Below are 25,983 nucleotides of genomic sequence, written 5' to 3'. Positions count from 1 at the left end.
GTGTAATCAGGCCGGATATTTCGCGGAAATCTCGGGCTCAGTACACGTTCGGCGAGTCCAGGCATCGCTGACTCGGCCGATGATCCCGGCTTCGGTGTCTTCGACAGTGATCCGGATATCGATCCAGCCGAGTTGGGTCATGGTTTCGTGGCGCCTGATGCCCTTGTTGAATGCCGCGCGCGTGATCCGGTGGTGCTCGCCTTCGTAGTCGACACCGACTTTGATGTCCTCCCAACCCATGTCCGCGACGGCAGCAAGCTGGCCGTACTCGTCGTAGACCGGAATCTGGGTTTGCGGCTGGGGAAATCCCGCCCGAATCAGCAAGAGTCGCAACCAGGTTTCGCGGGGTGACTCGGCGCCGCCGTCAACGAGTGATAGCGCCATCCGTGCACGGCGGATCCCTCGGCGGCCCCGGTAGCGCTCGGCCAGTACCTCGACCTCGGCCATCGAGAGGCGGGTCGCGCGGGCCAGTGCGTCGATGGCCGCGACGGCCCGCCCGAGCGGATAGCGGCAGGCGAGGTCTAATGCGGTGCGGGCGGGGGTGGTGACCCGCATATCGCCGATCAGCTGCACTTCATCAGCCTGTACTCGGTCCGACCAGCTCCGGATACCCCCGGGCGGGCGCCGGCAGTCGTAGAGCAACTCGGCTGGGGCGCGGTCGTCGACCCACTTGGCACCGTGCAGCGCGGCAGCGGATTGGCCGGCGATCACCCCGCGCCGACGTGACCACAGCCATGCGGCGGGTGCCCGCGACACGGCGGTGAGCTTCGGTACGGCCGGGACGTAGACGTCGGGATGGATCGCGGTGAATCGGCTCCGCAAGGCGTACGGCGTCAGCCGCCCGGTCCGCACGGCTTCGCTGCCCAAGAACGGTGCCACCATGGCGGGAGTCTGCCAACGACCACCGACACGAACGCCGAACGTGCACTGGTTGCGAAAATCCGGCCGAATTTTCGCAGTGGTTACACGTTCGGCGAAAAGGGAGGGGAGGGGAGGGGTGCCCGCAGCGACTCCACGATCGCCTCGACCGGGGACCGCCACGCCAGCCCCAGATCGGCCAGCGTGGCCGAGTCGTCGGTCGGGGTGGCCGAGGTCAGCAGCCACGCCGCCTCGTAGCTCAGCGACTCGGGCAGCGGCAGCAGCTTGCTGGCCAGGTCGCTGACCCTTCCGATGCCCTTGAAGAGGCTGGGGGCCACCGGGATTCGGCGCACTGGCCGGCCCAAGCCCTGCTCCACCGCGGCGATCATCTCGTCGAAGCTGACCATGATCCCGCCGCACAGATAGCGGTGCGGACCGCGGCCGGGACGCATCAGCGCCTCGTGCACCAGGCCGATGTCGCGGACGTCGACCATCGCCATGCCGCCGCGCACCACCGGCGCCACCCGGTACTTCACGATCGGTGCCCAGCCTCGCTCGGTGACCCCGGGCGCGGTGTGAAACGCCGGTCCGACGACGCTGGAGGGGTAGGTGACCACGACCGGAGCGCCCTCGTCCTGCAGTCGGCGGGCCACCCGCTCGCCGTATGCCTTGGTACGGGCATACGCACTGCGCCCGGGCACGGTGGGCGAGTCCGGGCCGATGATCCCGTTCGGCGGCGGAAAGAGCGCGCTGTAGGAACTGACCGACACCACCGGGTCCAGACCGGCGGCCACGGCGCGGGTCAGGATCGCTTCGGTGGCGTAGGCGTTGATGTCCCACATCAACTTTTCCTGGCGGTCGTTGGTGCCGACCACCCCGGCGGCATGCAGCGCCGCGTCGCAGCCATCCAACAGCGCAGCCACCACCGCGGTGTCGCGAATGTCGCCGTCGAGCACCTCCAGCGTGCCCAGTTCGCGCAGTCGGGGAATGACCGGCTCGTCACCGCAGCCCGGGGCGACCAGCAGCCGCACCGAGTGTCCGGCTTCCAGCAGTGTCTTGACGGTGTGGGCGCCGAGGTAGCCGGTGCCGCCGGTGACTGCGACCCGCATCAGCGGTTCTTGAACTCGGGCTTGCGCTTCTCGGCGAACGCCCGCGGTCCTTCCTTGGCGTCCTCGCTCAAGAAAACCTTGATGCCGATCTTGGTGTCGATCTTGAAGGCCTCGTTCTCGTGCAGGCCTTCGGTCTCGTGGATGGTGCGCAGCATTGCCTGCACCGCCAGCGGGCCGTTGTTGTTGATCTGCTCGGCGATCTCCAGCGCCTTGTCCAGCGCGGAACCGTCCGGCACCACATGGCCGATCAGACCCATCTCCAGCGCCTCGGCGGCGGTGATGTGGCGACCGGTGAACAGCAGGTCACAGGCCATGGTGTAGGGGATCTGGCGGACCAGCCGCACCGCGGAGCCGCCCATCGGGTACAGGCTCCACTTGGCCTCGGAGATGCCGAACTTGGCGCTCTCGCCGGCGATGCGGATGTCGGTGCCCTGCAGGATCTCGGTGCCCCCGGCGATGGCCGGGCCTTCCACCGCTGCGATCAACGGCTTCGTCAGCCGGCGACCCTTGAGCAAGCCGTCGATTCGTGACGGGTCGTAGCTGCCGTCTTTGAACGAGTCGCCCGGCGCCTTCTTGTTGGCCGCCTTGAGGTCCATGCCCGCGCAGAAATAGCCACCGGCGCCGGTCAGGATGCACGAGCGGATGTCGTCGTCGTTGTCGACGCGGTCCCAGGCCTCGACCATGATCGCGAGCATTTCGCCGGAGAGAGCGTTGCGGGACTCCGGCCGGTTCAAGGTGACGATCAGGGTGTGTCCGCGCTGCTCAACGAGGGCGTGGGGCTGTTCTGACGACTCGCTCACCGGCGTCCGCCTTTCCGGGTTGGAACCTCGACTTGAAATCGAAATGTAACACGTTCTAGTTTGTGTGTTGTGGCTCTCAACATCGCCGACTTAGCCGAACACGCCATCGACGCCGTCCCGGATCGGGTTGCCCTGATCTGTGGGTCTGATCAGCTGACCTACGGGCAGCTGGAGGAGAAGGCCAACCGGCTGGCTCACTACCTCATCAGCCAGGGCGTCAAGAAGGACGACAAGGTCGGCCTGTACTGCCGAAATCGCAACGAGATCGTCGTCGCGATGCTCGGCATCATCAAGGCCGGCGCCATCCTGGTCAACGTCAACTTCCGCTACGTCGAGGGCGAACTGCGCTACCTCTTCGACAACTCGGACATGGTTGCGCTGGTGCACGAGCGTCAGTACGCCGACCGGGTCGCCAACGTGCTGCCCGACACCCCGAACGTCAAGACCATCCTGGTGGTCGAAGACGGCTCCGACCTGGACTACCAGCGCTACGGGGGCGTGGAGTTCGAGGCCGCGCTGGCGCAGAGTTCGCCGGAGCGTGATTTCGGACCGCGCAGCGCCGACGACATCTACCTGCTCTACACCGGCGGCACCACCGGTTTCCCCAAGGGCGTGATGTGGCGCCACGAGGACATCTACCGGGTGCTGTTCGGCGGCACCGACTTCGCCACCGGCGAGCCGATCGCCGACGAGTACGACCTGGCCAAGCAGGCCGTCGCCAACCCGCCGATGGTCCGCCACCCGATCCCGCCGATGATCCACGGTGCCACCCAGTCGGCGACCTGGATGTCGTTGTTCAGCGGTCAGACCGTGGTCCTGGCGCCGGAATTCGACGCCGATCAGGTATGGCGCACCATCCACGACCACAAGGTCAACCTGTTGTTCTTCACCGGTGACGCGATGGCGCGCCCGCTGCTGGACGCGCTGTTGGCCCACCAGGACGCCGGCAACGAGTACGACTTGTCGTCGCTGTTCCTGCTGGCGTCCACCGCGGCGCTGTTCAGCCCGAGCATCAAGGAACGCCTGCTGGAGTTGCTGCCCAACCGGATCATCACCGACTCCATCGGATCCTCGGAGACCGGTTTCGGCGGCACCAGCATTGTCGCCAAGGGCGAAGCGCACACCGGCGGGCCGCGGGTCACCATCGACAAGACCACCGTGGTGCTCGACGACGACGGCAACGAGGTTCAGCCCGGCTCGGGCGTGCGGGGCATCATCGCCAAGCGCGGCCATATCCCGGTCGGCTACTACAAGGACGAGAAGAAGACCGCCGAGACGTTCCGCACCATCAACGGCGTGCGGTACGCGATCCCCGGCGACTTCGCACAGGTTGAGGCCGACGGCAGCGTGACCATGCTGGGCCGTGGCTCGGTGTCGATCAACTCCGGTGGGGAGAAGATCTATCCCGAGGAGGTCGAGGCCGCCCTCAAGACTCACCCGGACGTCTTCGACGCGCTGGTGGTCGGGGTGCCCGACGCCCGCTACGGACAGCATGTGGCGGCGGTGGTGCAGGCGCGCGGCGATGCCCGGCCTTCGCTGGAGGAGATCAACGCCTGCGCGCGTACCGAGATCGCCGGCTACAAGGTCCCCCGCAGCCTGTGGTTCGTCGACGAGGTCAAGCGTTCCCCGGCCGGCAAGCCCGACTACCGCTGGGCCAAGGAGCAGACCGAGGCCCGTCCCGCCGACGAGGTGCACGCCAAGCATGTGGCGGCCGGAAGCTGATTTCGCCGAATTTTTTGACGGTGAGCCGCTCCCGGTGAACCGGTGTCCGGGCTAGTCTCTGTCGATGCAGCGACTTTCGGGCGTCGACGCGGCGTTTTGGTCTGCCGAAACGGCGGGCTGGCACATGCACATCGGTGGGTTGGCGATCTGCGACACCACCAATGCGCCGAACTACAGCTTTGAGCGGGTTCGCCAGCTTCTGATCGAGCGATTACCGCAACTGCCGCAGCTGCGCTGGCGGGTCAGTCCTTCGCCAATGGGACTGGACCGACCGTGGTTCGTCGAAGACGAGCATCTCGACATCGACTTCCACCTGCGGCGCATCGGCGTTCCCGCTCCCGGCGGGCGGCGCGAGGTCGAGGAGCTCGTGGGCCGGCTGATGTCTTACAAGCTGGACCGCTCCCGCCCACTGTGGGAGATGTGGGTGATCGAAGGGGTCAGCGGCGGCCGGGTCGCGACGCTGACCAAGATGCATCACGCGATCGTCGACGGTGTCTCGGGCGCAGGACTGTTCGAGATCATGCTGGACATCACGCCCGAGCCACGGCCGCCACTGCCGGAGACGATCGGGTCCTCGAATGGCTCCACGATGCCCAGCTACGAGCGCCGGGTCGTCGAGGAATTGGTCAACGTCGCGGTCAAGACGCCGTACCGCATCGGCCGACTGCTGCAGCAGACCGTTCGTCAGCAGATTGCCACCGTGGGACTGGGACTTCCCCGCAAACCACCGCGCTACTTTGACGCCCCGGTGACCCGGTTCAACGCCAGCGTCTCGCCGCACCGGCGGATCAGCGCCGCCCGGGTCGAGCTGGCCCGGATCAAGGCGGTCAAGGACGCCTACGGGGTGAAGCTCAATGACGTCGTGCTCGCCATGGTCGCCGGCGCAGTTCGGCAGTATCTGGGCGAGCGCGGGGAGTTGCCGGACAAGCCACTCGTCGCCCAGATCCCGGTATCGACCCGCACCGAGGAGAGCCAGGGCGAGGTCGGCAACAAGGTCAGTTCGATGACGGTGTCGATGGGGACCGACATCGAGGGAGCCGCCCAGCGGCTCAAGACGATTCACGCCAGCACCCAGAGTGCCAAGCAGATGGCCAAGGCGTTGTCGGCGCACCAGATCATGGGACTGACGGACACCACCCCGCCTGGGCTGCTGCAGCTGGCCGCCCGTGCCTACACCGCGACCGGGCTGTCGAATCGGCTGGCCCCGATCAACCTCGTGGTCTCCAACGTGCCGGGCCCGCCGATTCCGATCTATATGGCCGGGGCGGAACTGGAGTCACTGGTGCCGCTCGGCCCGCCGGTCATGGACGTGGCGCTGAACATCACCTGCTTCTCCTACCGCGACCACCTCGACTTCGGTTTCGTGACCACGCCGGAGATTGCCGAGGACATCCACAAGATGGCCGATGCGATCGAGCCGGCGTTGGCGGAGTTGGAGCGCGATATCGATCGGGGGAAGAACCGCACCGGCCGGCGTTGAGCGCTACCGGCCCGGTAGCGCCTGCACCGCGCGGATCATCGGGGTCAGCAGCTTCTGCCACACCGGAGCCGAGATCCCCAGCGGCGGGTCCAGGTTCAGCACCCGGGCGGTGGAGACCGTCTGCGACTCGGTGTACTTCAGGATGCCATCGGCGCCGTGGCGACGACCCACCCCGGAGGCCTTCATGCCGCCCATCGGCGCGGCGGTGCTGCCGAAGGCCAGCGCGTAGCCTTCGTCGACGTTGACGGTGCCGGACTTGATGCGCGCGGCGATCGCCTCACCTTGGGCCTTGCTCGCGGCCCACACGCTGGCATTCAGCCCGTATTCGGTGTCGTTGGCCTTCGTGATCGCCTCTTCGACGCTGTCGACGGGGTAGATGGAGACGACCGGGCCGAACGTCTCGTTGCGCCCGCACTCCATCTCGTCGGTGACGTCGGTCAGCACCGTGGGCTCGTAGAACAGCGGACCGATGTCCGGGCGGGCATTTCCGCCGGCGATAACCTTGGCGCCCTTGGCCTTCGCGTCGTCGACGTGGTTGGAGACCGTCTTGATCTGGTCTTCGGAGATCAAGCTGCCCATGTCGGCGGTGAAGTCGTAGCTGCTGGCCAGCTTCATGGCGCGCACCTGCTCGGCGAACTTCGCGGCGAACTCGTCGGCGACGTCGCGCTCGACGTAGATCCGCTCGATCGAGATGCACAACTGCCCGGCGTTGGAGAAGCAGGCGCGGGTGGCGGCCTTGGCGACTTCGGACAGGTTGGCGCCCTTGGTGATGATCATCGGGTTCTTGCCGCCCAGTTCGGCGGAGAAGCCGATCAGCCGGGAGCCGCACTGCTCGGCCAGGGTGCGGCCGGTGGCGCTGGAGCCGGTGAACATCAGGTAGTCGCATTGCTGCACGATCGCGGTGCCGACCACCGAACCCGGGCCGGGCACCACCGCGAACAAGTCGCGCGGCAGGCCGGCCTGATACAGCAGTTCGGCGTGGGCCAGCGTGCAGTACGGGGTCTGACTGTCCGGCTTGACCACCACTGCGTTGCCGGCCAGCAGTGCGGGGATGGCGTCGGAGATCGATAGCGTCATCGGGTAGTTCCACGGCGCGATCACGCCCACCACGCCCTTGGGGTGGTGGTTGATCACGGTCTTGACGATGCCGGGCAGCAGGCCGGGCACTCGCTTGGAGGCCAGCAACTTGGTGGCCTGGCGCGCGTAGTAGCGCGCGTTGAGCATGATGTCGAGGATCTCCTCCTGGGCCGCCGACCGCGCCTTGCCGGTCTCGGCCTGGCAGACGTCCATCAGGAAGTCCCGCTTGGCGATCACCAGATCGCGGTAGCGCTCGATGATCGCGCTGCGCTCCTTGACGCCGCGCGCCGCCCAGGTGCGCTGCGCCGCGCGGGCCTTGGCGAATGCCGCCGTCACGTCCTCGGCGTTGCCGACCGGGATGGTGGTCAGCGGCTTACCGGTGAAGACCTCGTCGATCGTTCGGACCGCGCGGCTCTCCATGTCGGTGATGGCGACACATTGACGCAGCCGGTCGAAATCTGCGGCGGATGGGGCGGGCATGGGTGATCTCCTACTCGCGGGTAACACGTGGTTAGCCGCCAAACTACCCCGCGCAGCGGCCACCCGGTAGCTCGGCGGCATGGGCACTGAGCCACTGGGTCATCTGGTTGAGCGCCGCAATCCCGGATTCGAAGCTGCCGTCCTTGGGTTCGGCGGCCAGCGCCACCCCGAGGTCGCCGGCCGGCGCATGCACCACGCCGAACTGGCGCACCAGATAGCCCCCGCCCCGACCAGGACCCCACCCCGCCTTGCTGGGGACGTTGAGGCTTGCCAGCCCCCAGCGCTGGTCGGGGACCGTGTTGCGCATCAGGCTGACAACGGGTGAGGCAACTGCCATACAGGGCAGGTGGGCGGCGAACACGGCCTGTCGGGCCAGCGGCCACTGGGTCTGACCGAATGCGCTGAATTCGGGCCGCAGCCGTCGGGATTCCACCGCGGTACCGGCGTCACCGCCCGCCCGCAGGACGGCCTGCACCTGCTGGGCTGCCTGGGGTGCGGGCCCCAATTCCGACCACAGCTTCTCGGCGGCGTCATTGTCGGACGCGGTAACGGCACGCGCCGCCAGGTCTTTGGCGTTGGCGACGTTGGCGTGGATCGCCGCGATAGCCAGGGGAACCTTGATCGACGACCACGCCACTCCGGTCTGCAAGCTGCCCAGCGTGCCCGCTCCGTTCTGGCCGGCCGGGGCGTAGGCGATGCCGATGTTGGCGGGGATGGTGTTGGCCAGCTGCGCGAAGCTGGCCTGCAGGGATTCTGCGGAGGCGGGGGAGACCAGGGCCAGAGGTAAGGCCAAAGCGGCGGCCAGGACTGCGACGAGCATGCGGCGGGCAGCAGGCATTGATTCAGTATTGCGCGCCGGGGGTTCGAAACCGTGGTGGCCACACCGCGCGTCCCGCCGCAACCCGAGTGGGCAATTCGTCATTTGCGGCTCATCGAGGGCGGCCATGGTGGTAGGAGTTGCTGATCACCTGGGGTGACGGGGGGTGGACGGGGCCGAAAGGATGGAGCGAACAATGCATCGGTTGCGCGTGCTGCGCGGTGTCGGCCGGGTCCTTGCCGTGCTCGGTACGGCGCTGTGCGTCGCGGTCGGATTCGTCGGTCCGGCGGCCGCCGACGGCCCGGTCCGGTTGGGCAGCCGGCTAGGCGATTTCTGTCTGGACGCCCCGAGCGCGAACTATTTCGCCGCGGTGGTGATCAACCCCTGCGATGGTTCGGACTCCCAGGGCTGGTACCTCAATGGCAGGCAGTTGCAGAACGTGGCCTTCCCCGGCGGATGCCTGATTAATCCGGCGGCCAATGCGACCGCAAACCCGGCGGACGAAAGTATGTTCGCGCACCTAGGGCCGTGTGCCGGAATGTGGCCCCAGAACTGGAATATCGACCCCGACGGCCAGGTCAAAAATGACACCGGCTGGTACTGCCTCACTGTCCTGGGCGGTCCGGCACCAGGGACGTGGGTGTCCTCCCGCTACTGCAACGGCGATCCGAGCCAAGGCTGGGATGTCATCTCGTGAAACGAACGGTGTAGCAGTAGCCCCTGCTAACGGGAGATCCGGTACACCGGATCGGCGCACTCGGTGGCCTCGGCGGACAACACCCGCTTGAGCACCTTGAAGGTCTCGGTGCGCGGCAATTCTTCGGCCACCCGCACATACGACGGCCACTGCTTGGGGCCCAGGTCGGGCTGCTCGGCCAGAAACGCGCGGAAGTCGTCGGCGTCGAAAGACGCGCCGCGGGCCAAAACCAGCGCGGCCATCACCTGATCACCTACCGCGGGGTCCGGGATGGGATACACCGCGACCTGGGCGACGGCGTTGTGGCGCAGCAGGATCCGCTCGATCGGTGCGGTACCCAGGTTCTCGCCGTCCACCCGCATCCAGTCGCCCAGCCGGCCGGCGAAGTAGGCGTAGCCGGCCTCGTCACGGTAGGCCAGGTCGCCGGAGTGGTAGATCCCGCCGGCCATTCGCTGCGCCTCGGCCTCGGGATCGCGGTAGTAGCCGCGAAATTGGCCGCGCCCACTGGCATTCACCAACTCGCCGACCACCCCGGGCGGGCACTCTTCGCCGGTCTCGACGTCGATGATGGTGTTCCCGTCGATGAGCGGCCCCAGCGCGCCGGCCGGGGTGTCCGGGGTGCGCCCGATCGCCACCCCGCCCTCGGTGGAGCCGAAGGCGTCGATCACGGTGCAGCCGAACCGAGCCGCGAACCGCTCCAGATCGCGGGGTGCGCCCTCATTGCCGTAAAGAAGTCGCAGCGGGTTGTCGGCGTCGTCGGGCCGCTCCGGGGTGGCCAGCACGTACGACAGCGGTTTGCCCACGTAATTGGCGTAGGTGGCGCCGAAGCGGCGCACGTCGGAAATGAACCCGGAGGCGGAGAACTTGCGGCGCAATGCGACTGACGCACCGGCGGCCACCGCCACCGACCAGCCCGCCATCACCGCGTTGGAGTGAAACAGTGGCATCGACAGGTAGCAGACGTCGGAGGTCCCCAGCCCGAATCGTTGCGAGAGCATCACCCCGGGGAACGCCGCCTTCCACTGCGTGCAGCGCACCGCTTTCGGGTCACCACTGGTGCCCGAGGTGAAGATAAGCATGAACAGCTCGTCCGGGTCGGCCTCCCGGAAGCTCACCGGTGTGTCGTCATACCCGGCCAATTCCGATAGCCACGAGGGTGATTCGACATCGATCGTGCCGGGAACCGTGACGTCGGCGGTGTTGTCGGCCAGTACCAGCTGGCAGTCCGCGTGAGCCACGTCCCGCTCCAGGGCCGCGCCCCGGCGGGTGGGGTTCAAGCCCACCGGGACGATGCCGGTCAGGGCCGCCGCCACCAGCATCGTGGAGAAGAACGGCGTATTTCCCAGCAGCACACCGACATGTGGTGGTTTGTCCGGATCGAGGCGGGCCCGCAGTGCGGCACCGAGCCGGGCGCCCGCGGCGATGTGGTCTCGCCAGCTGACGAAGGTGTCCTCGTAGAAGACACCACGGTCGTCCACCTCGGCGACCTGCGCCAGCAGTGCTGTGACGGTGGACTGTTGGTCGATCTGGGCGGGTGCTGACATGGTGATCAGATTAGTGATGCAATAGAGCGGTGACTGATTCGCAGGCTTTCGACGCCATAGCGGCCCTGAAAAATATTGCTGACATCGACGAGATCAAGCAGGTCAAGTACCGCTACTTGCGGGCATTGGACACCAAGCACTGGGACGACTTCGCAGCCACTCTGGCCGAGGACGTCACCGCGGCCTACGGCCAGTCGATGGGCACCAACCACACGTTCGCCGACCGTGACTCGCTGGTGGAGTTCATGCGGAACTCGCTTCCCGGCAACGTCATCACTGAGCACCGGGTCAACCATCCCGAGATCACTCTCACCGGCCCGGACACCGCCACCGGCATCTGGTACCTGCAGGACCGGGTGATCGTTCCCGACGTCAACCTGATGCTGATCGGGGCAGGTTTCTATCACGACACCTACCGCCGTACCGCCGACGGCTGGAAGCTCAGCCACACCGGATATGACCGGACGTATGACGCGACCGTGGCCCTGACGGACCTGCCCGGGTTCAAGGTGACGTTCGGGGATGCGCTGAACCGCTGAGCGGTCCGGCTTAACCGCCATGGCGGCGACCCGCGGCGCGTGACTTCGTCGCGCTGCGATCGCCGCTACGCCGGCGTTTCGGCCAGTTCGCGGCCGATCGCCAGCAACTGTCCGGTAGCGCCGCCAAGTGCGAACTCGGTCTGCTTGGCGGCCAGGAAGTAGCGGTGGATCGGGTGGTCGATGTCGATACCGACTCCGCCGTGGATGTGAACGATGCTGTGCGCCACCCGGTGGCCGGCCTCGGCCGCCCAGAATGCGGCGGTGGCCACCTGGGTGGTCGCCGGCAGACCTTCACTGACCCGCCACGCCGCCTGGGTCAGCGTCAGACGCAGGCCCTTGACGTCGATGTAGCCGTCGGCCAGCCGCTGCGACACCGCCTGGAAGCTGCCGATCGGCTTGTCGAACTGCTCACGCTCGCGGGCGTATTCGGCGGTCATGGCCAGTCCGCGCTCCAGCACCCCCAGCTGGTAGGCGCTGCGGCCCAGGGCCGCCACGCTGACCAGGTGGTCGAGCACGTCGGCGCCACCGACCAGTCGGCCGGCCTCCACCTCGACCCCGGAGAGCTCCAGGTGGCCCACGCTGCCCCGTCCGGTGGTGGCCAGCGAGGTCACCGTCACGCCGGGGTCGGAAGCCGCGATCAGGAACACCGCTGCGCCCGAATCGGTTTCGGCAGCCACCAGGAACGCGTCGGCGACCGAAGCGAAACCGACCTGGGTACGAGTACCGGTGAGACGGAAGCCTTCACCAGCGGCGGCCGCCCGAACCGGGCCTTCGCCCATCTCGCCGTCGAGGGCGATGGTGAGGATCTTCTCGCCGGCCGCGGCCGGGGCACCCCAGGCCTGCTGCAGCTCGGCCGAGCCGAACTTGGCCAGCGTCTCGGCGGCCAGTACCACCGACTCCAGGTAGGGCACCGCGGCCAGCTGACGGCCGAGTGCGGTCAGAATCGCCGTCTGCTCCAGCACGCCGAACCCGCCGCCGCCCAGCGACTCGCTCGCCGCGCTGGACACGACGTCGGCGTCGATCAGCTTGCGCCACAGCTCGGTATCGAAGCGCTGCTCCAACGCGTCGAGCTCACGCTGGCGCTCCGGCGTGCACACCGCGTCCACGATGGTGCCGACCAGACCCGAAAGGTCGTCAGATGCTTCGGTAGTGGTGAAGTCCATGAGTACTTGCCTCCAAAGTCTTGGGTATGTGGGTCAGCGGTTCCGGGGCAGGCCCAGCGCGACCATGCCGATGATGTCGCGCTGCACCTCGTTGGTGCCGCCGCCGAAGGTCAGGATCAGGCAGGCCCGGTGCATCCGCTCCACCCGACCGCGCAGCAGCGCGCCGGGGGAGTCCTGGCGCACCGTGGCGGCGGTGCCGAGCACCTCCATCAGCAGCCGGTAGGCCTCGGTGGCCAGCTCGGTGCCGAACACCTTCGCCGCCGAGGCGTCCGCCGGCGACGGGGCGGCCTTGTCCGCGGAGGCCAGCTCCCAGTTGATCAGCTTGAGCACTTCGGCCTTGGCCAGCACCCGGGCCAGGTTGAGCTGCACCCACTGCGAGTCGATGATGCGGTTGCCGTGGGCGTCTTTGGTGTTCTGTGCCCACTCGCGGACCTCTTCGAGCGCCAGGAAGATCGGCTGCGCCGAGACCAGGGCAACGCGCTCGTGGTTGAGCTGGTTGGTCACCAGCTTCCAGCCCGCGTGCTCCTCGCCGACCAGGTTGGTCACCGGCACCCGCACATCTTGGTAGTAGGTAGCACTGGTGTCCGGACCGGCCATGGTGTGGACCGGGGTCCAGGAGAAGCCCTCGGCGGTGGTCGGCACGATCAGCATCGAGATCCCGCGGTGCTTCTTGGCCTCCGGGTTGGTCCGGGCCGCCAGCCACACGTAGTCGGCGTAGGCGATCAGTGACGTCCACATCTTCTGGCCGTTGATCACGTAGTCGTCGCCGTCACGCACCGCGGTGGTACGCAGCGAGGCCAGGTCGGTGCCGGCGCCCGGCTCCGAGTAGCCGATCGCGAAGTGCAGCTCGCCGGCGGCGATCTTGGGCAGGAAGAACTTCTTCTGCTCTTCGGTGCCGAACGCCATGATCGTCGGCGCGACGCTGTTGATGGTCAGGAACGGCACCGGGGCGCCGGCGATCGCGGCCTCGTCGGTGAAGATCAGCTGTTCCATCGGCGAACGCGCCTGGCCGCCGTACTCCTTCGGCCAGCTCAAGGTCAGCCAACCGTCCTGCCCCATCTGGGCCACGGTCTCCCGGTAAACGTTGCCGGTGCCGTACTCGCCCTGGGTCGAGCTGAGGGCCTCGCGACGCTCCGGCGTCATCAGCGTGGTGAAGTAGGACCTCAGTTCGCTGCGCAGCTCTTCTTGGGCCGGCGTGTAGCTGATCTGCATCGGGGGAGTCCTTCGCTGGTGATCGGTGTCACGATAAGATTCTGGTTCGACAGCCCGTTGTAACACGTTCTAGTCCCGGGGTCCAACGGCCCTAGCGGCTCGTGTGGGGAAGCTGTCGGATCGTATGGTGACACTAGTGGACGACGACGGCCGGAAACGCTCGGTCGGCGCAGGGCTTTTACAGGAGAATGTCATGCGAGTTGAGGTAGATCTGGATCGTTGCGAGGGCAACGCGATTTGCGTCGGAATCGACCCCGACCTGTTCGATCTGAACGATGACGAGCAGGCAGAGGTCAAGCTCGCCCCCGTCCCGGCCGACCGGGAAGCCCACGCCGAGCAGGCCATCGCCGAGTGCCCGCGGGCCGCGCTGCGCCGCGTCGACGACTAGCCTCCCACGGGCAACGACTAGAGGTATTCATAACCGCCGGTGACGACGAGTACGCCGGTGACGCGTAAGGAGCGGCGTAAATGACTGACAACACGATCGACCTGACCGGCAAGGTCGCAGTGGTGACCGGCGCGGCCGCCGGCCTGGGCCGAGCAGAGGCGATCGGGTTGGCCCGCTCCGGGGCGACGGTGGTCGTCAACGACATCGCGCCGGCGCTGGAGTCCTCCGACGTCATCGACGAGATCGCCGCGGCCGGCGGTAAGGGTGTGGCCGTGGCCGGCGACATCAGTCAGCGGTCCACCGCCGACGAGCTCGTCAGCACCGCCGACGGCCTGGGCGGGCTGAACATCGTCGTCAACAACGCCGGGATCACCCGCGACCGGATGTTGTTCAACATGTCCGACGACGACTTCGACGCCGTGATCGCAGTCCACCTCCGTGGACATTTCCTGTTGACCCGCAATGCGGCGGCGTACTGGCGGCAGAAGGCTAAGGACGCCGAAACGGGCACGGTTTACGGCCGCATCATCAACACCTCTTCGGAGGCCGGCCTGATGGGACCGGTCGGACAGGCCAACTATGGAGCGGCCAAGGCGGGCATCACCGCGCTGACGTTGTCGGCCAGCCGGGCGCTGAGCCGCTACGGCGTGTCTGCCAACGCGATCTGCCCGCGGGCCCGTACCGCGATGACCGCCGATGTGTTCGGTGAGGCCAAGGTAGGCGAAGGCGAGATCGACCCGCTGTCGCCCGAGCACGTGGTGACGTTGGTCCGGTTCCTGGCATCCCCGGCCTCGGCTGCGGTCAGTGGTCAGGTTTTCGTGGTCTACGGACCTGAGGTAACCCTGATGGCCGCGCCGACGGTGGAACGTAAGTTCAGCGCCGATGGGCAGGCTTGGGACCCGGCCGGGCTGTCGGACACGCTGGCGAATTACTTCGCCGGCCGGGACCCGGCCCGGACTTTCTCCGCGTCCGAACTGATGTCCGGCGATTAGAACAAAATTAGAACGCGTTACAGCGAGGCGTAGGTCACAATGGGTTGTGACCAGGGCGGATATCTCAGGAATCTCGCTGAAACGTGTCCTTTGACACTGAGAACGTGTTCTAGTTAATATGATCCGGCTCACGTGGGGCGGCGTCTGAATTGCACGAATGACGCCGTTCGCGCGAGGTTGCCGGATACAGTTTTGCGACCACCGATGCCCCTGCAAGCCCGCCCTGAGGGAAGGACGCGTCTTGATCGAACAACTCACGGTTCCGGCTCGGGCCGTGGGCGGTTTCGTAGAGATGTCCCTGGAGACGTTCCGGGCCATGTTCCGCCGGCCGTTCCAGTACCGCGAATTCCTCGACCAGACCTGGATGATCGCCCGGGTGTCGTTGCTGCCGACGGTGCTGGTCGCGATCCCGTTCACCGTGCTGGTGGCGTTCACCCTCAATATCCTGTTGCGCGAAATCGGTGCTGCCGACCTGTCCGGCGCAGGAACCGCGTTCGGCACCATCACCCAGCTGGGCCCGGTGGTGACCGTGCTCGTGGTCGCCGGCGCAGGCGCGACCGCCATCTGCGCGGACCTCGGTGCCCGAACCATCCGCGAAGAGATCGACGCGATGCGAGTGCTCGGCATCGACCCGATCCAACGACTGGTGGTGCCCCGCGCCCTGGCGTCGACGTTCGTCGCCTTGCTGCTCAACGGCCTGGTGTGTGCGATCGGCCTGGTCGGCGGCTATGTGTTCTCAGTCTTTCTACAGGGCGTGAACCCCGGTGCCTTCATCAACGGACTCACCGTGCTTACCGGGCTCGGCGAGCTGGTGATGGCTGAGATCAAGGCGTTGCTGTTCGGTACGGCGGCCGGTCTGATCGGCTGTTATCGCGGGCTGACCGCCAAGGGCGGCCCCCAGGGCGTGGGCAACGCGGTCAACGAGACCGTCGTCTACGCCTTTATTTGTTTGTTCGTCATCAACGTCGTCATGACCGCCATCAGCGTCCGGGTGCTGGTCAAATGAGTTACGACGCCACGTTGCGCTTCCGGCGGCTGTTCCGCGGGGTGCCTAAGGCCGTCGACAACTTCGGCGAGCAGGCACTGTTCTACGCCGAATCGATCCGGTACGTCCCTAACGCGCTGACCCGGTACCGCAAGGAGACCATCCGGCTGATCGCCGAGATCACCATGGGAACCGGCGCTTTGGCCATCATCGGTGGCACGGTCGGGGTGGCCACCTTCCTCACGCTGGCCTCCGGTGGCGTGATCGCGGTCCAGGGTTTCTCCTCGTTGGGCAACATCGGCATCGAGGCGTTGACCGGCTTCCTGTCCGCGTTCCTCAATGTGCGAATCGTGGCACCGGTGGTTGCCGGGATCGCCCTGGCAGCCACGATCGGAGCCGGAACCACCGCCCAGCTCGGCGCCATGCGCGTGGCCGAGGAGATCGACGCCGTCGAATCGATGGCCGTCCATGCGGTGTCGTATTTGGTGTCCACCCGGCTGGTGGCCGGCCTGATCGCGATCATCCCGCTGTATTCACTGTCAGTGCTGGCCGCGTTCTTCGCCGCTCGGTCCACCACGGTGTTCATCAACTCGCAGTCCCCGGGTCTCTACGACCACTACTTCGACACGTTCTTGATCCCCACCGATCTGCTGTGGTCCTTCTTGCAGGCGATCATCATGTCGGTCGCGGTGATGCTGGTGCACACCAACTACGGCTTCAACGCCGCCGGCGGTCCCGTCGGGGTGGGCATCGCGGTGGGCCAAGCCGTGCGGACCTCACTGGTCGTGGTGGTCGTGATCACTCTGTTCGTCTCACTCGCCGTCTACGGCGGGTCCGGTAACTTCAACCTCTCGGGCTAGCAAGGGAATACACGTGCAAACGGGATCGAGGCGTACCCAGGTGAGGATTGCTGCGGCAATCCTCGGTGCGATCCTGGCTGCCGCCACTGTGTTTACCTACCTGTCCTACGTGTCGGTCTTCAGTTCCACCGAAAAGGTCACCGTCACCTCGCCGCGCGCCGGCCTGGTGATGGAACAGGACGCCAAGGTCAAATACCGCGGCATCCAGGTCGGCAAGGTCAAGTCGATCAAGTACTCCGGTGACCAGGCCAAACTATTCCTGGCCATCGACAGCTCCGCGATGCGCCAGATCCCGTCGAATGCGGCGGTGCACATCGCCGGCAACACCATCTTCGGAGCCAAGTCGGTGGAGTTCATTCCGCCGCCGGCGCCGTCGGGTGCGACGCTGCGCAACGGCGCGAACGTTCAGGCCTCCGACGTGCAGCTGGAGGTCAACACGCTGTTCCAAAAGCTGACGGATCTGTTGGACAAACTTGACCCGGTACAGCTCAACGGATCAGTGAGCGCGCTGGCCGAGGGTCTGCGCGGCAACGGCGACAACCTGGGCGCGCTGCTGTCCGGGCTGAACAGCTATCTCGGCAAGTTCAATCCGAAACTGCCCCAGTTGCAGTCGGGCTTCGCCAAGACAGCGATCGTCGGCAACATCTACGGCGATGCCGCACCGGACCTGGCGACCACGTTCGACAACGTTCCGGCAATCAGTAAGACCCTGGTCGATCAGCGGGAGAACCTGAACAAGGCGTTGCTGGCGACGACGGGGCTGGCCAACAACGGCTACGACACCTTCTCCCCGGCCGCTGACGACTTCATCGCCGGTGTCCAGCGCTTCCGCGCCATGGGCAGCCTGCTGGCCGAGTACTCGCCCGAGTTCGGCTGCCTGTTCAAGGGAATCCAAAAGGCCCTGGAGCGCTTCGGGCCGTCGCTGGGCGGCACCAAGCCGGCCCTGTACGTTCAGTCCAGCTTCATCCCCGGCGCACCGGCCTACACCTACCCGGAGAGCCTGCCGGTGGCCAACGCGACCGGTGGACCGAACTGCCGCGGCTTGCCGGACATCCCCAGCAAGCAGTACGGCGGCTCCTGGTTCCGCTCACCGTTCCTGGTGACCGACAGCGCCTACATCCCATTCCAGCCCAACACCGAGGTCCAGTTCGACGCGCCCTCCACCGTGCAGTTCCTCTTCAACGGCGCTTTCGCGGAACGGGATGAATACTGATGAGTCCGCGCAGCACCCTGGTCAAGGTCACGATCTTCGCCGTCGCCATGCTGTTGGTGTCCGCTGGTCTGGTGGTGGTGTTCGGTGAGTTCCGATTCGCCTCGAACCACACCTACCACGCGGATTTCTCCACCGCCTCTCGGCTCAAGAGCGGACAGGACGTGCGGATCGCCGGCATCCCGGTCGGCACCGTGAAGCGCGTTGAGCTGACGCCGGAGAACACCGTCAAGGTCACCTTCGACGTCGACAAGCGCTACCAGATCTACGACTCGACTCGTGCGCTCATCCGGTACGAAAACCTGGTCGGCGACCGGTATCTCGAGATCGCCTCGGGCGCCGGCGACCTGCACAAGCTGCCCCCGGGCGCTACCATTGCCCGCGATCACACTCAGCCGGCGCTGGACCTGGACGCGCTGCTGGGCGGGATGCGCCCGCTGCTCAAGGGCTTGGACGGCGGAAAGATCAACGAGATCAGCAACGCTCTCATCGAGCTGCTGCAGGGCCAGGGCGGTGCACTGTCGCAGATGCTGGCCAGTACTAGTTCATTCACCACCACGTTGGCTTCCCGCGACCAGCTGATCGGCGACGTGATCAACAACCTGAACACGGTGCTGACCACGGTTGACGAGAAGAGCGAACAGTTCGATGCCACCGTCGATCGGCTGCAGCAGCTGATCAGCGGGCTGGCCCAGGGCAAGGATGCGATCGCCGGCGCGATCGGCCCGCTGGCCTCGGTCGAGAACGACCTCACCGACACGCTGCGACGTACCCGCCGACCGCTGCAGGGCGTGATCGAGAACGCGCGACCGCTGGCCACCGTGCTGGACAAGCGCAAGCAGGAGCTGAACGACGTCATCGACCCGCTGGAAGAGAACTACCTGCGGCTGAATGCGTTGGGCGCCTATGGCTCATTCTTCAACATCAACTACTGCACTGTCGCCTTGAAGTTCAACGGCCCCGCCGGCAGCGACATCACCTTGCCCATGGGTGGCCAGAACGACACGAGCAAGGGGAGGTGCTCTCCTGTCAAAAATTGACGGCGTAAACCCGGTTCGCACGGGTCTGCTGGGCATCGCACTTGTGGCCTGCCTGGTTTTGGTGTCCTTCGGATACACCAGCCTGCCGTTCTGGCCGCAGGGCAAGAACTACCACGCCTACTTCGCCGACGCCGGCGGCATCATCCCCGGTAACGACGTGACGGTCTCCGGCATCCGGGTGGGCAAGGTCAAATCGGTGGCGCTGGCTGGGGCGAGCGCGAAGGTGGACTTCACCGTCGACCGCAAGGTGCGGGTGGGCGACCAGTCGCTGGCCGCCATTCGCACCGACACTGTGCTGGGTGAGAAGGCCCTGTCGATCACGCCCGCCGGTGCCGGTTCGGTGACCTCGATTCCGCTCGAGCGCACGCGGGCCCCGTACACGCTCAACAATGCGCTGCAGGATCTCGGCGGCAACGTCCGCGATCTAGACAAGCCGCGATTCGAGGAAGCACTGCAGGTGCTCACCGACTCCATGCGTGAGGCCACTCCGCAGTTGCGCGGAGCGCTGGATGGGGTGTCCGCCCTGTCGCGCAGCCTCAACCGCCGCGACGAGGCGTTGGGCCAGTTGCTATCGCACGCCCAGGTCGTCACCGGTGTGCTTAATCAGCGTGCCGCCCAGGTGAACAAGCTGGTGCTCGACGGAAACCAGCTCTTCGCTGCGCTGGATGAGCGCCGGCAGGCGCTCGGCGCGCTGATCGGTGGCATCGAGGATGTGTCGCAACAGCTTTCCGGAGTCGTGACCGATAACGAAAAAGAGATCGGTCCGACGTTGAAGAAGCTGAACCTGGTGCTGGACAACGTGATCGAGCGCAAGGACCGGATCGCCGGTGCCTTGGAACGGCTGCCGGGATACGCCACCACGCTCGGCGAGGTGGTGGCCTCGGGACCTGGGTTCCAGATCAACCTGTACGGCCTGCCGCCGCCCACCATGTCGGAGGTGCTGCTCGACGTGTACTTCCAGCCCGGCAAGCTTCCCGACAGCCTGGCCGACTACCTGCGCGGGATGATCTCCGAGCGCACGATCATTAAGCCGAAGTCACCATGACGCGCCGAACTACACGCATCGTCCTCGCCGGGGCATTGGCCGTACTGCTGGCCGCCGCGGCCTACGTGGTGCTGCCAGCGCAGCGCAGCTACCGCATCACCGGTTACTTCGCTTCGGCGGTGGGCCTTTACCCGGGCGACGACGTCCGGGTGGTCGGGGTCCCGGTCGGCCGCATCGAATCCATCGAACCGCGTGCCGAGAACGTCAAGATCACCATGTCGGTGAGCAAGGACGTGCCGCTGCCGGCCGATGTGCATGCGGTGCTGATGGCACCGAATATCGTCTCCGCGCGTGTCATTCAGCTGGCCCCGGCCTACACCGAAGGTGACAAGCTGGCCGACGGAGCGGTGCTGGGCGAAGACCGCACCGCAGTCCCGGTCGAATGGGACGAGGTCAAGCAGGAGCTGACCCAGCTCAGCGCCCAGTTGGCACCCGAGCAGGGCAAGCTCAACGGCGCGCTGAGCGCCTTCGTCAACCAGGCCGCCGACACCTTCGACGGCAACGGCGACTCGTTCCGCAATGCACTGCGGGAACTGTCGGCGACTACCGGACGCCTCGGTGACTCGCGCACCGACCTTTTCGGCACCGTCAAGAACCTGCAGGTCCTGGTGGATGCGCTCTCCGGCAGCAACGAGCAGATCGTGCAGTTCACCGACCATGTCGCGGCGGTGTCGGCAGTGCTGGCCGAGAGCTCGGTCGACCTGGATGCCACGCTGGGAACGCTGAGCCAGGCATTGCGCGATGTACGGGGCTTCTTGCACAACAACAACGACGCGTTGATCGCCCAGGTCAACAAGCTCGCGGATTTCACCGGTATGTTGTCGGAACAGAGCGACAACTTCGAGCAGGTGCTGCACATCACCCCGCACGGCTTGGTGAACTTCTACAACATCTACAACCCGGCCCAGGGTTCGCTCGCCGGCCTGCTCTCGCTGCCCGACTTCGCCAACCCGGTGCAGTTCATCTGCGGCGGCGTCTTCGACATCGGATCGGTGCCAGACAACTTCAAGAGGGCGGAGATCTGCAAGGAGCGGATGGGGCCGGTCATGCGCCGATGGGCGATGAACTTCATCCCGTTGTTGTTCCACCCGATCAACTCGATCACCGCCTACAAGGGGCAGATCATCTACGACACCCCGGCCACCGAGGCGAAGTCGGAGACGCCGGTGCCCTACCTGAAGTGGCTGCCGGCTCCCGGTGTCACGCCGCCGAACACCGAAGACGTCGCCGCGCTGTTCCTGCCGCCGCCGGCGCCGGGGCAGCTGGGCAAGGCACCCGGCCCGACCGGACCGGCCCAGCCTGGTGCCGGCGCACCCCGGGAGGGCGGATGAGCGTGAAGTCTCTTGGAGGCGCGCTGCACCGGGTCGGCCGCCGCGGTGCGGTGCTCGGCGCGGGGGCGTTGATGTTGTCCGGCTGTCAGTTCGGCGGGCTGAACTCGCTGAACATGCCGGGAACCGCAGGGCATGGCCGCGGCTCCTACAGCATCACGGTGCAACTGCCCGACGTCACCACACTGCCGCAGAACTCGCCGGTGATGGTCGATGACGTCACCGTCGGCAGTGTCTCGGGCATTCGGGCCGTGCAGCAGCCCGACGGCACCTTCTACGCCGCGGTCAAGCTGTCGTTGGACGGCAACGTGCATCTGCCGGCCAATGCCGTCGCGAAGGTCGCGCAGACCTCGCTGCTGGGCTCTCAGCACATCGAGCTTGCCGAGCCGACCGACCAACCACCGGTCGGCACCCTCGCCCGAGGTGATGAGATTCCGCTCAGCCGGACCGGGCGCTACCCCAGCACCGAAGAGGTGCTGTCGTCGTTGGGTGTGGTGGTCAACCAGGGCAATCTCGGTGCGGTTCAAGACATCACCGAAGAGGCCTACGCCGCGGTCGCCGGCCGCGCCGGCACCTTTGCCGAGCTGGTGCCGCGACTGGCCGAACTCACCGCCTCGCTGGACCGCCAGGCACGCGACATCGTCGCGGCCGCCGAGGGCCTGAACCGAGTCGGGGCGACCCTTGCCCGTAGCGCTCCCAGCCTGTCGCGGGCGCTGGACACCATGCCGGCGGCGCTGCAGGTGCTCAATGACAACCGCAGCAACATCGTCGACGCTTTCGGTGCGCTGCAGCGGTTGGCCGTCGTCGGTTCGCGGATCATGAGCGAGACCAAGGAAGACTTCGCGGCCGACATCAAGGACCTGTACCCGATCATCAAGGCGTTCGCCGACAACGCCAACGAGTTGGTGACCGCGTTCCCGTTCATTCCGACCTTCCCGTTCCCGTCGATGTATCTGCGCAACGCGGTGCGCGGCGACTTCCTCAACGTCTATGTCACCTTCGACATGACGCTGCGACGGTTCGGTGAGACGGTGTTCACCACAGGTGCTTTCGACCCGAACATGCCGCACATGCACGACGTCCTCAACCCACCCGACTTCTTGATCGGTGAAATGGCGAACCTGTCCGGTCAGGCTGCCGACCCGTTCAAGATCCCACCCGGCACGGCTCCCCACTATGAGGAATGACCCGCGATGCTGACCCGCCTCGTTCGAATCCAACTCGGGATCTTCGCCGTGGTCACAGTGCTGGCCGTCGGTGCGATCTCGATCCTGTACCTGCATGCCCCGAGCCGGATGGGCATCGGGACTTACAAGGTGACCGCCGACTTCATCGGCGGCGGCGGTATCTACAAGAGCGCCAACGTCACCTACCGCGGCGTGACCGTGGGTCGGGTGGAATCTGTTCAACTCAGCGACCACGGTGTCGACGCCGCAATGCGGCTCAACAGCAGCACCAAGATCCCGGGCAATGTCACCGCCACGGTCAAGAGCATGTCCGCAATCGGTGAGCAGTACATCGACCTGGTGCCACCCGCCGGGGATACGGCTACAGGCGTACTGCGCAACGGCGCGCGTATCGGCCAGGACCGCACCGCTATCGGTCAGGACATCGCCGGACTGCTCGACCAGGCGCAGTCGCTGGTCAACAGTGTCGCCAACAGTCGTCTTCGTGATCTGCTGCGCAGCGCTTTCGAGGGATTCAACGGCTCCGGGCAGGAGCTGGCCCGAATGATCGCCTCGTCGCGGCAGCTCATCGACGAAGCCAATGACAACTTCGACGCAACCTCGAAGCTGGTCGACCAGGTCGAGCCCTTCTTGGACGCCCAGATCCGCGGGGGCGATGGCATCAAGAAGCTGGCCCGGTCGCTGGCGGCGGTCACCACCGAGGTGCGCAACGCCGACCCGCAGCTCCGCGAGGTGCTGCAGACGCTGCCCAGCGTCGCTGACGAGGCCAACACCACGTTCGACGGGATCCGCGCCTCCTTCCCGACGCTGGCCGCCAGCATCGCCAACTTCGGGCGGGTCGGAGTCATCTATCGCAACTCCATCGAGCAGGCGCTGGTGGTGTTCCCTGCGCTGATGGCGGCGCTGATCACCGTCGCCGGTGGTGTGCCGATGGAAGAGGGCGCCAAGCTGGACTTCAAGATCGACATGCATGACCCGCCTCCGTGCACGGTCGGCTTCTTGCCGTTCACCGAGATGCGTTCGCCGGCCGACGAAACCGTCCGTGAGCTGCCCAAGAACTTGTATTGTCAGGCCGCGCAGAACGACCCGTCTGCGGTTCGCGGCGCGCGCAACTACCCGTGCATGGAGTACCCGGGCAAGCGGGCGCCGACGATCCAGCTCTGTCGCGACCCGCGGGGCTACGTCCCGATCGGTAGCAACACCTGGCGCGGCCCGCCGGTCCCGTACGACACCCCGATCACCGATCCGCGGATGCTGAATCCGATGAACAAGTTCCCCTACATCCCGCCGTCGACGGACTACGACCCGGGACCGCCGGTCGTTACGCTGCCGCCGGGTGTGCCCGCGGGCCCCGGTCCGGCGCCCAACCCGCCGTTCCCCCTGCCGTACCCGCCGAACCAGCTCGGTCCCAACCCGCCGGCGCCGTGGCCGTACTACGCGCCGCCGGACCAGAACCTGCCGACTGGTCCTGGGGGCAATGGTGGCCTGCCTGCCTACGGTCGTGACCCCGCGCCGGCACCGGCGCCCGGTCCGGCTCCGGGACCGTTGCCCGCCGAGGCCAACGGGGTCGCGTACAGCACCTACGACCGGTCCGGAAAGTTCGTGGATCCGGCCGGTAACAGCGGAGTGTTCGTCTCCGGCTCGGACAAGTGGCTGCCGGCGGAGAACTGGGCTGATCTGATGCTCGCGCCGAGGCAGACGTGAGCGGACCCGACGACGCGAAGGTCCGGCGCCGGGCCTCGCGGGCTGCGGGACCAGCGGGTGATCCCGGCGAAACGACGCCGGCCGCCGTAGTTATTCCCGCACCGAGTCGCGCCGCGGTGCGGGCGGTGCGGCCGGCCGGTCCGCCGCCGCGGCGTCGGCCCAATGCTCGCAAGACCGCGCAACTGGCGGGCGCGGTCGGACTGGCGGCGTCGGTCCTGCTGGGCGGGCTGGTCGCCACGCTCGGGGTACAACACCGGCATGCCGACGCAGCGCAGCAGCGCGACCAGCGATTCATCGACACCGCGGTCCAGACCGTGCTGAACATGTACACCTATACGCCCGACACCATCAGTGAGCAGGTGGATCTCTTCGTGGCGGGCACCAGCGGGCCGCTGCGCGACACCATGGCCGCCAACGCCGAGAACCTCAAGGCGTTGCTACGCGAGACCAAGCACAGCTCGGAAGCCGTCATCAACGCCGCGGCGTTGGAAGGAGTCGACAACATCGCCGCCAACGCGTCGGTATTGGTGGCGATGCGAGCTACCGCCACCGATGTCGATGGAGTCAACAAGCCGTCGCAGCCCTACGCTCTGCGGGTGATCGTGCATGAAGACGACGCGGGCAACATGACGGCATACGACCTCAAGTGGCCGGACGGCAGCCGATGACGCGTAAGTGGATGTTGCTGGCCGTGTTGGCGGCGTTGCTCGCGGCGTTCGTGGGCCTTGGCGCATCGGCGGGAAAGCTGTACTGGAACCGGGTCGAGACGCACGGTGAACAGTCGGCGCGCTCGGAGCTGGTCAGACTGACCGCTGACGAGATCCCCAAAGTGCTTGGCTATGAGTACAAGACGGTGGAACGCAGCCTGACCGAGACCTACCCGATGTTCACCGGGGACTACCGGCGCGAATTCGAGGCTCGTGCCATCAACGAGATCATCCCGCAGGCGCGCGAGAAGCAGTTGGTGAACCAGGTCGATGTCGTCGGCGTCGCCGCCATGGCTGCGCGCCGGACTTCGGGTTCGGTGTTGGTGTTCGTCAACCGCACCGTGACAGGCAAGTCCAAGGAGAAGTACTACGAGGGCAGTCGGCTGCGGGTGGACTTCCGCAAGATCGACCGCAAGTGGCTGATCAGCAATATCGTGCCGATCTAGCTGAAAGGATGAGCGCCATGGGGAAACTCGTTCGTGGTCTTGTCGCCTTGGCTGCGGCGATGACGGCGGCCACCGGGCTCGCAGTCCCGGCCGGTGCCGACGACGATGCGATTCCAGAAGGCACGCTGGAGGGCATCTACACCTACAACGACGGTGCCAAGACCGCGACCTGGAAGATTTATCCGCTGTGCGTCCCGACCGTCGGCGACGGCCGCGTGCCACTGCACCTGGCGGTCGGCTGCAAGCTGCAGGTGGAAAGCAACGGCCCGCCCGGACAGGCCGGGGCCTACCGGCTGGCCAACGGCCAGTGGACCTACAAGACGCCGCTGTTGGCGGGCACCCGGTGCTCCGACGGGACCACCGCCGGCAGCGACGAGATGTACCAGTTCGACACGTCTCTCAACGGCACCTACACCACCGCGCACAACGCGGTGTGTGGACTGCAGCCCGGGTTGACCAAGCGCGCGTTCACGCTGACCTTCGTCTCGCCGCTGCCGTACCCGGTCGTCCACTACCCGCTGAACTGCCAGGACAACCCACAGCACCTGTGTAGCTAGCGTCGATCGCAGGCGGCGTCAATCGGGCTAGCGGGT

General features: G+C 66.4%; 25 protein-coding genes. 17 read left to right on the top strand and 8 right to left on the bottom strand.

What is annotated here, in order from left to right:
* Positions 1-6: 6 nt before the first annotated feature.
* From ACKY0X_RS19815 to ACKY0X_RS19805, 3 genes are all read right to left on the bottom strand, one after another.
* On the bottom strand, positions 7-882 hold the full coding sequence (locus ACKY0X_RS19815) for a hypothetical protein (protein WP_409427383.1): 876 nt from the start codon (positions 880-882) through the stop codon (positions 7-9).
* 80 nt (positions 883-962) lie between these two features.
* Positions 963-1,967 (bottom strand): NAD-dependent epimerase/dehydratase family protein, encoded by a 1,005-nt coding sequence (locus tag ACKY0X_RS19810; RefSeq protein ID WP_409427382.1) that lies wholly within the window; start codon positions 1,965-1,967, stop codon positions 963-965.
* The gene (locus ACKY0X_RS19805) at positions 1,967-2,767 is read right to left on the bottom strand and encodes a crotonase/enoyl-CoA hydratase family protein (RefSeq protein ID WP_065042400.1); all 801 of its coding nucleotides are present in this window, start codon (positions 2,765-2,767) and stop codon (positions 1,967-1,969) included. The genes ACKY0X_RS19810 and ACKY0X_RS19805 overlap by 1 nt, the downstream gene beginning before the upstream one ends.
* A gap of 69 nt (positions 2,768-2,836) precedes the next feature.
* On the opposite strand from ACKY0X_RS19805, the gene ACKY0X_RS19800 reads away from it, so the two are divergent.
* Positions 2,837-4,489, top strand: coding sequence for an acyl-CoA synthetase (locus tag ACKY0X_RS19800; RefSeq protein ID WP_065042401.1), 1,653 nt, complete (start codon positions 2,837-2,839; stop codon positions 4,487-4,489).
* Positions 4,490-4,553: 64 nt separating this feature from the next.
* Positions 4,554-5,969, top strand: coding sequence for a WS/DGAT/MGAT family O-acyltransferase (locus ACKY0X_RS19795; RefSeq protein ID WP_065042402.1), 1,416 nt, complete (start codon positions 4,554-4,556; stop codon positions 5,967-5,969).
* Between the two features lie 3 nt (positions 5,970-5,972).
* Here the strand turns inward: ACKY0X_RS19795 and ACKY0X_RS19790 are convergent, their stop codons facing one another.
* Together ACKY0X_RS19790 and ACKY0X_RS19785 are read right to left on the bottom strand one after the other, a co-directional pair.
* The gene (locus tag ACKY0X_RS19790) at positions 5,973-7,526 is read right to left on the bottom strand and encodes a succinic semialdehyde dehydrogenase (RefSeq protein ID WP_065042403.1); all 1,554 of its coding nucleotides are present in this window, start codon (positions 7,524-7,526) and stop codon (positions 5,973-5,975) included.
* 43 nt (positions 7,527-7,569) lie between these two features.
* A complete protein-coding gene (locus ACKY0X_RS19785; protein ID WP_409429709.1) occupies positions 7,570-8,301 on the bottom strand; it encodes a hypothetical protein in 732 nt (243 codons plus the stop codon).
* Positions 8,302-8,539: 238 nt separating this feature from the next.
* Between ACKY0X_RS19785 and ACKY0X_RS19780 the strand changes: the two genes are divergently transcribed.
* On the top strand, positions 8,540-9,040 hold the full coding sequence (locus ACKY0X_RS19780; RefSeq protein WP_409427381.1) for an RICIN domain-containing protein: 501 nt from the start codon (positions 8,540-8,542) through the stop codon (positions 9,038-9,040).
* Between the two features lie 26 nt (positions 9,041-9,066).
* Here the strand turns inward: ACKY0X_RS19780 and fadD17 are convergent, their stop codons facing one another.
* The gene (gene fadD17, locus ACKY0X_RS19775) at positions 9,067-10,584 is read right to left on the bottom strand and encodes a long-chain-fatty-acid--CoA ligase FadD17 (protein ID WP_409427380.1); all 1,518 of its coding nucleotides are present in this window, start codon (positions 10,582-10,584) and stop codon (positions 9,067-9,069) included.
* 74 nt (positions 10,585-10,658) lie between these two features.
* Between fadD17 and ACKY0X_RS19770 the strand changes: the two genes are divergently transcribed.
* Positions 10,659-11,123 carry a nuclear transport factor 2 family protein gene (locus tag ACKY0X_RS19770; protein WP_065042433.1) on the top strand — a complete coding sequence of 155 codons (465 nt, stop codon included), beginning with the start codon at positions 10,659-10,661 and terminating at the stop codon, positions 11,121-11,123.
* Positions 11,124-11,188: 65 nt separating this feature from the next.
* Here the strand turns inward: ACKY0X_RS19770 and ACKY0X_RS19765 are convergent, their stop codons facing one another.
* Together ACKY0X_RS19765 and ACKY0X_RS19760 are read right to left on the bottom strand one after the other, a co-directional pair.
* On the bottom strand, positions 11,189-12,286 hold the full coding sequence (locus ACKY0X_RS19765) for an acyl-CoA dehydrogenase family protein (RefSeq protein ID WP_065042405.1): 1,098 nt from the start codon (positions 12,284-12,286) through the stop codon (positions 11,189-11,191).
* Positions 12,287-12,319: 33 nt separating this feature from the next.
* Positions 12,320-13,498 carry an acyl-CoA dehydrogenase gene (locus tag ACKY0X_RS19760; protein WP_065042406.1) on the bottom strand — a complete coding sequence of 393 codons (1,179 nt, stop codon included), beginning with the start codon at positions 13,496-13,498 and terminating at the stop codon, positions 12,320-12,322.
* Positions 13,499-13,691: 193 nt separating this feature from the next.
* Between ACKY0X_RS19760 and ACKY0X_RS19755 the strand changes: the two genes are divergently transcribed.
* The 13 genes from ACKY0X_RS19755 (at position 13,692) to ACKY0X_RS19695 (ending at position 25,947) form a co-directional block, all read left to right on the top strand.
* On the top strand, positions 13,692-13,886 hold the full coding sequence (locus ACKY0X_RS19755; RefSeq protein ID WP_024442226.1) for a ferredoxin: 195 nt from the start codon (positions 13,692-13,694) through the stop codon (positions 13,884-13,886).
* A gap of 80 nt (positions 13,887-13,966) precedes the next feature.
* Positions 13,967-14,878 carry a 3-oxoacyl-ACP reductase gene (locus tag ACKY0X_RS19750; protein WP_065042407.1) on the top strand — a complete coding sequence of 304 codons (912 nt, stop codon included), beginning with the start codon at positions 13,967-13,969 and terminating at the stop codon, positions 14,876-14,878.
* Between the two features lie 241 nt (positions 14,879-15,119).
* Complete coding sequence (locus tag ACKY0X_RS19745) at positions 15,120-15,884, top strand: ABC transporter permease (RefSeq protein ID WP_046286802.1); 765 nt, start codon at positions 15,120-15,122, stop codon at positions 15,882-15,884.
* Positions 15,881-16,723 carry an MlaE family ABC transporter permease gene (locus tag ACKY0X_RS19740; protein WP_065042408.1) on the top strand — a complete coding sequence of 281 codons (843 nt, stop codon included), beginning with the start codon at positions 15,881-15,883 and terminating at the stop codon, positions 16,721-16,723. Before ACKY0X_RS19745 ends, ACKY0X_RS19740 begins: the two co-directional genes overlap by 4 nt.
* A gap of 40 nt (positions 16,724-16,763) precedes the next feature.
* Positions 16,764-17,936, top strand: a complete 1,173-nt coding sequence (locus ACKY0X_RS19735) for an MCE family protein (protein ID WP_065042409.1) — start codon at positions 16,764-16,766, stop codon at positions 17,934-17,936.
* Entirely contained in the window at positions 17,936-18,973 is a 1,038-nt protein-coding gene (locus ACKY0X_RS19730; protein ID WP_409427379.1) for an MCE family protein, read from the top strand. Before ACKY0X_RS19735 ends, ACKY0X_RS19730 begins: the two co-directional genes overlap by 1 nt.
* The gene (locus ACKY0X_RS19725; RefSeq protein ID WP_409429708.1) at positions 18,960-20,018 is read left to right on the top strand and encodes an MCE family protein; all 1,059 of its coding nucleotides are present in this window, start codon (positions 18,960-18,962) and stop codon (positions 20,016-20,018) included. Before ACKY0X_RS19730 ends, ACKY0X_RS19725 begins: the two co-directional genes overlap by 14 nt.
* A complete protein-coding gene (locus ACKY0X_RS19720; RefSeq protein ID WP_409427378.1) occupies positions 20,015-21,349 on the top strand; it encodes an MCE family protein in 1,335 nt (444 codons plus the stop codon). The genes ACKY0X_RS19725 and ACKY0X_RS19720 overlap by 4 nt, the downstream gene beginning before the upstream one ends.
* Entirely contained in the window at positions 21,346-22,533 is a 1,188-nt protein-coding gene (locus ACKY0X_RS19715) for an MCE family protein (RefSeq protein WP_409427377.1), read from the top strand. The genes ACKY0X_RS19720 and ACKY0X_RS19715 overlap by 4 nt, the downstream gene beginning before the upstream one ends.
* 6 nt (positions 22,534-22,539) lie before the next feature.
* Positions 22,540-24,237: an MCE family protein gene (locus ACKY0X_RS19710; RefSeq protein ID WP_409427376.1), complete on the top strand. Its 1,698-nt coding sequence runs from the start codon at positions 22,540-22,542 to the stop codon at positions 24,235-24,237.
* Complete coding sequence (locus ACKY0X_RS19705) at positions 24,234-24,905, top strand: mammalian cell entry protein (protein WP_409427375.1); 672 nt, start codon at positions 24,234-24,236, stop codon at positions 24,903-24,905. Before ACKY0X_RS19710 ends, ACKY0X_RS19705 begins: the two co-directional genes overlap by 4 nt.
* The gene (locus tag ACKY0X_RS19700; protein WP_065042435.1) at positions 24,902-25,390 is read left to right on the top strand and encodes a mammalian cell entry protein; all 489 of its coding nucleotides are present in this window, start codon (positions 24,902-24,904) and stop codon (positions 25,388-25,390) included. Before ACKY0X_RS19705 ends, ACKY0X_RS19700 begins: the two co-directional genes overlap by 4 nt.
* A 17-nt stretch (positions 25,391-25,407) precedes the next feature.
* A complete protein-coding gene (locus tag ACKY0X_RS19695; RefSeq protein WP_065042415.1) occupies positions 25,408-25,947 on the top strand; it encodes a hypothetical protein in 540 nt (179 codons plus the stop codon).
* The last annotated feature ends 36 nt before the right edge of the window (positions 25,948-25,983 follow it).

This window comes from Mycobacterium sp. SMC-11 (assembly GCF_046250095.1).
Lineage (GTDB): Bacteria > Actinomycetota > Actinomycetes > Mycobacteriales > Mycobacteriaceae > Mycobacterium > Mycobacterium heraklionense_A.
Note: the sequence above shows the minus strand (reverse complement) of the source record. Positions and strands in the feature narration are given on the sequence as shown.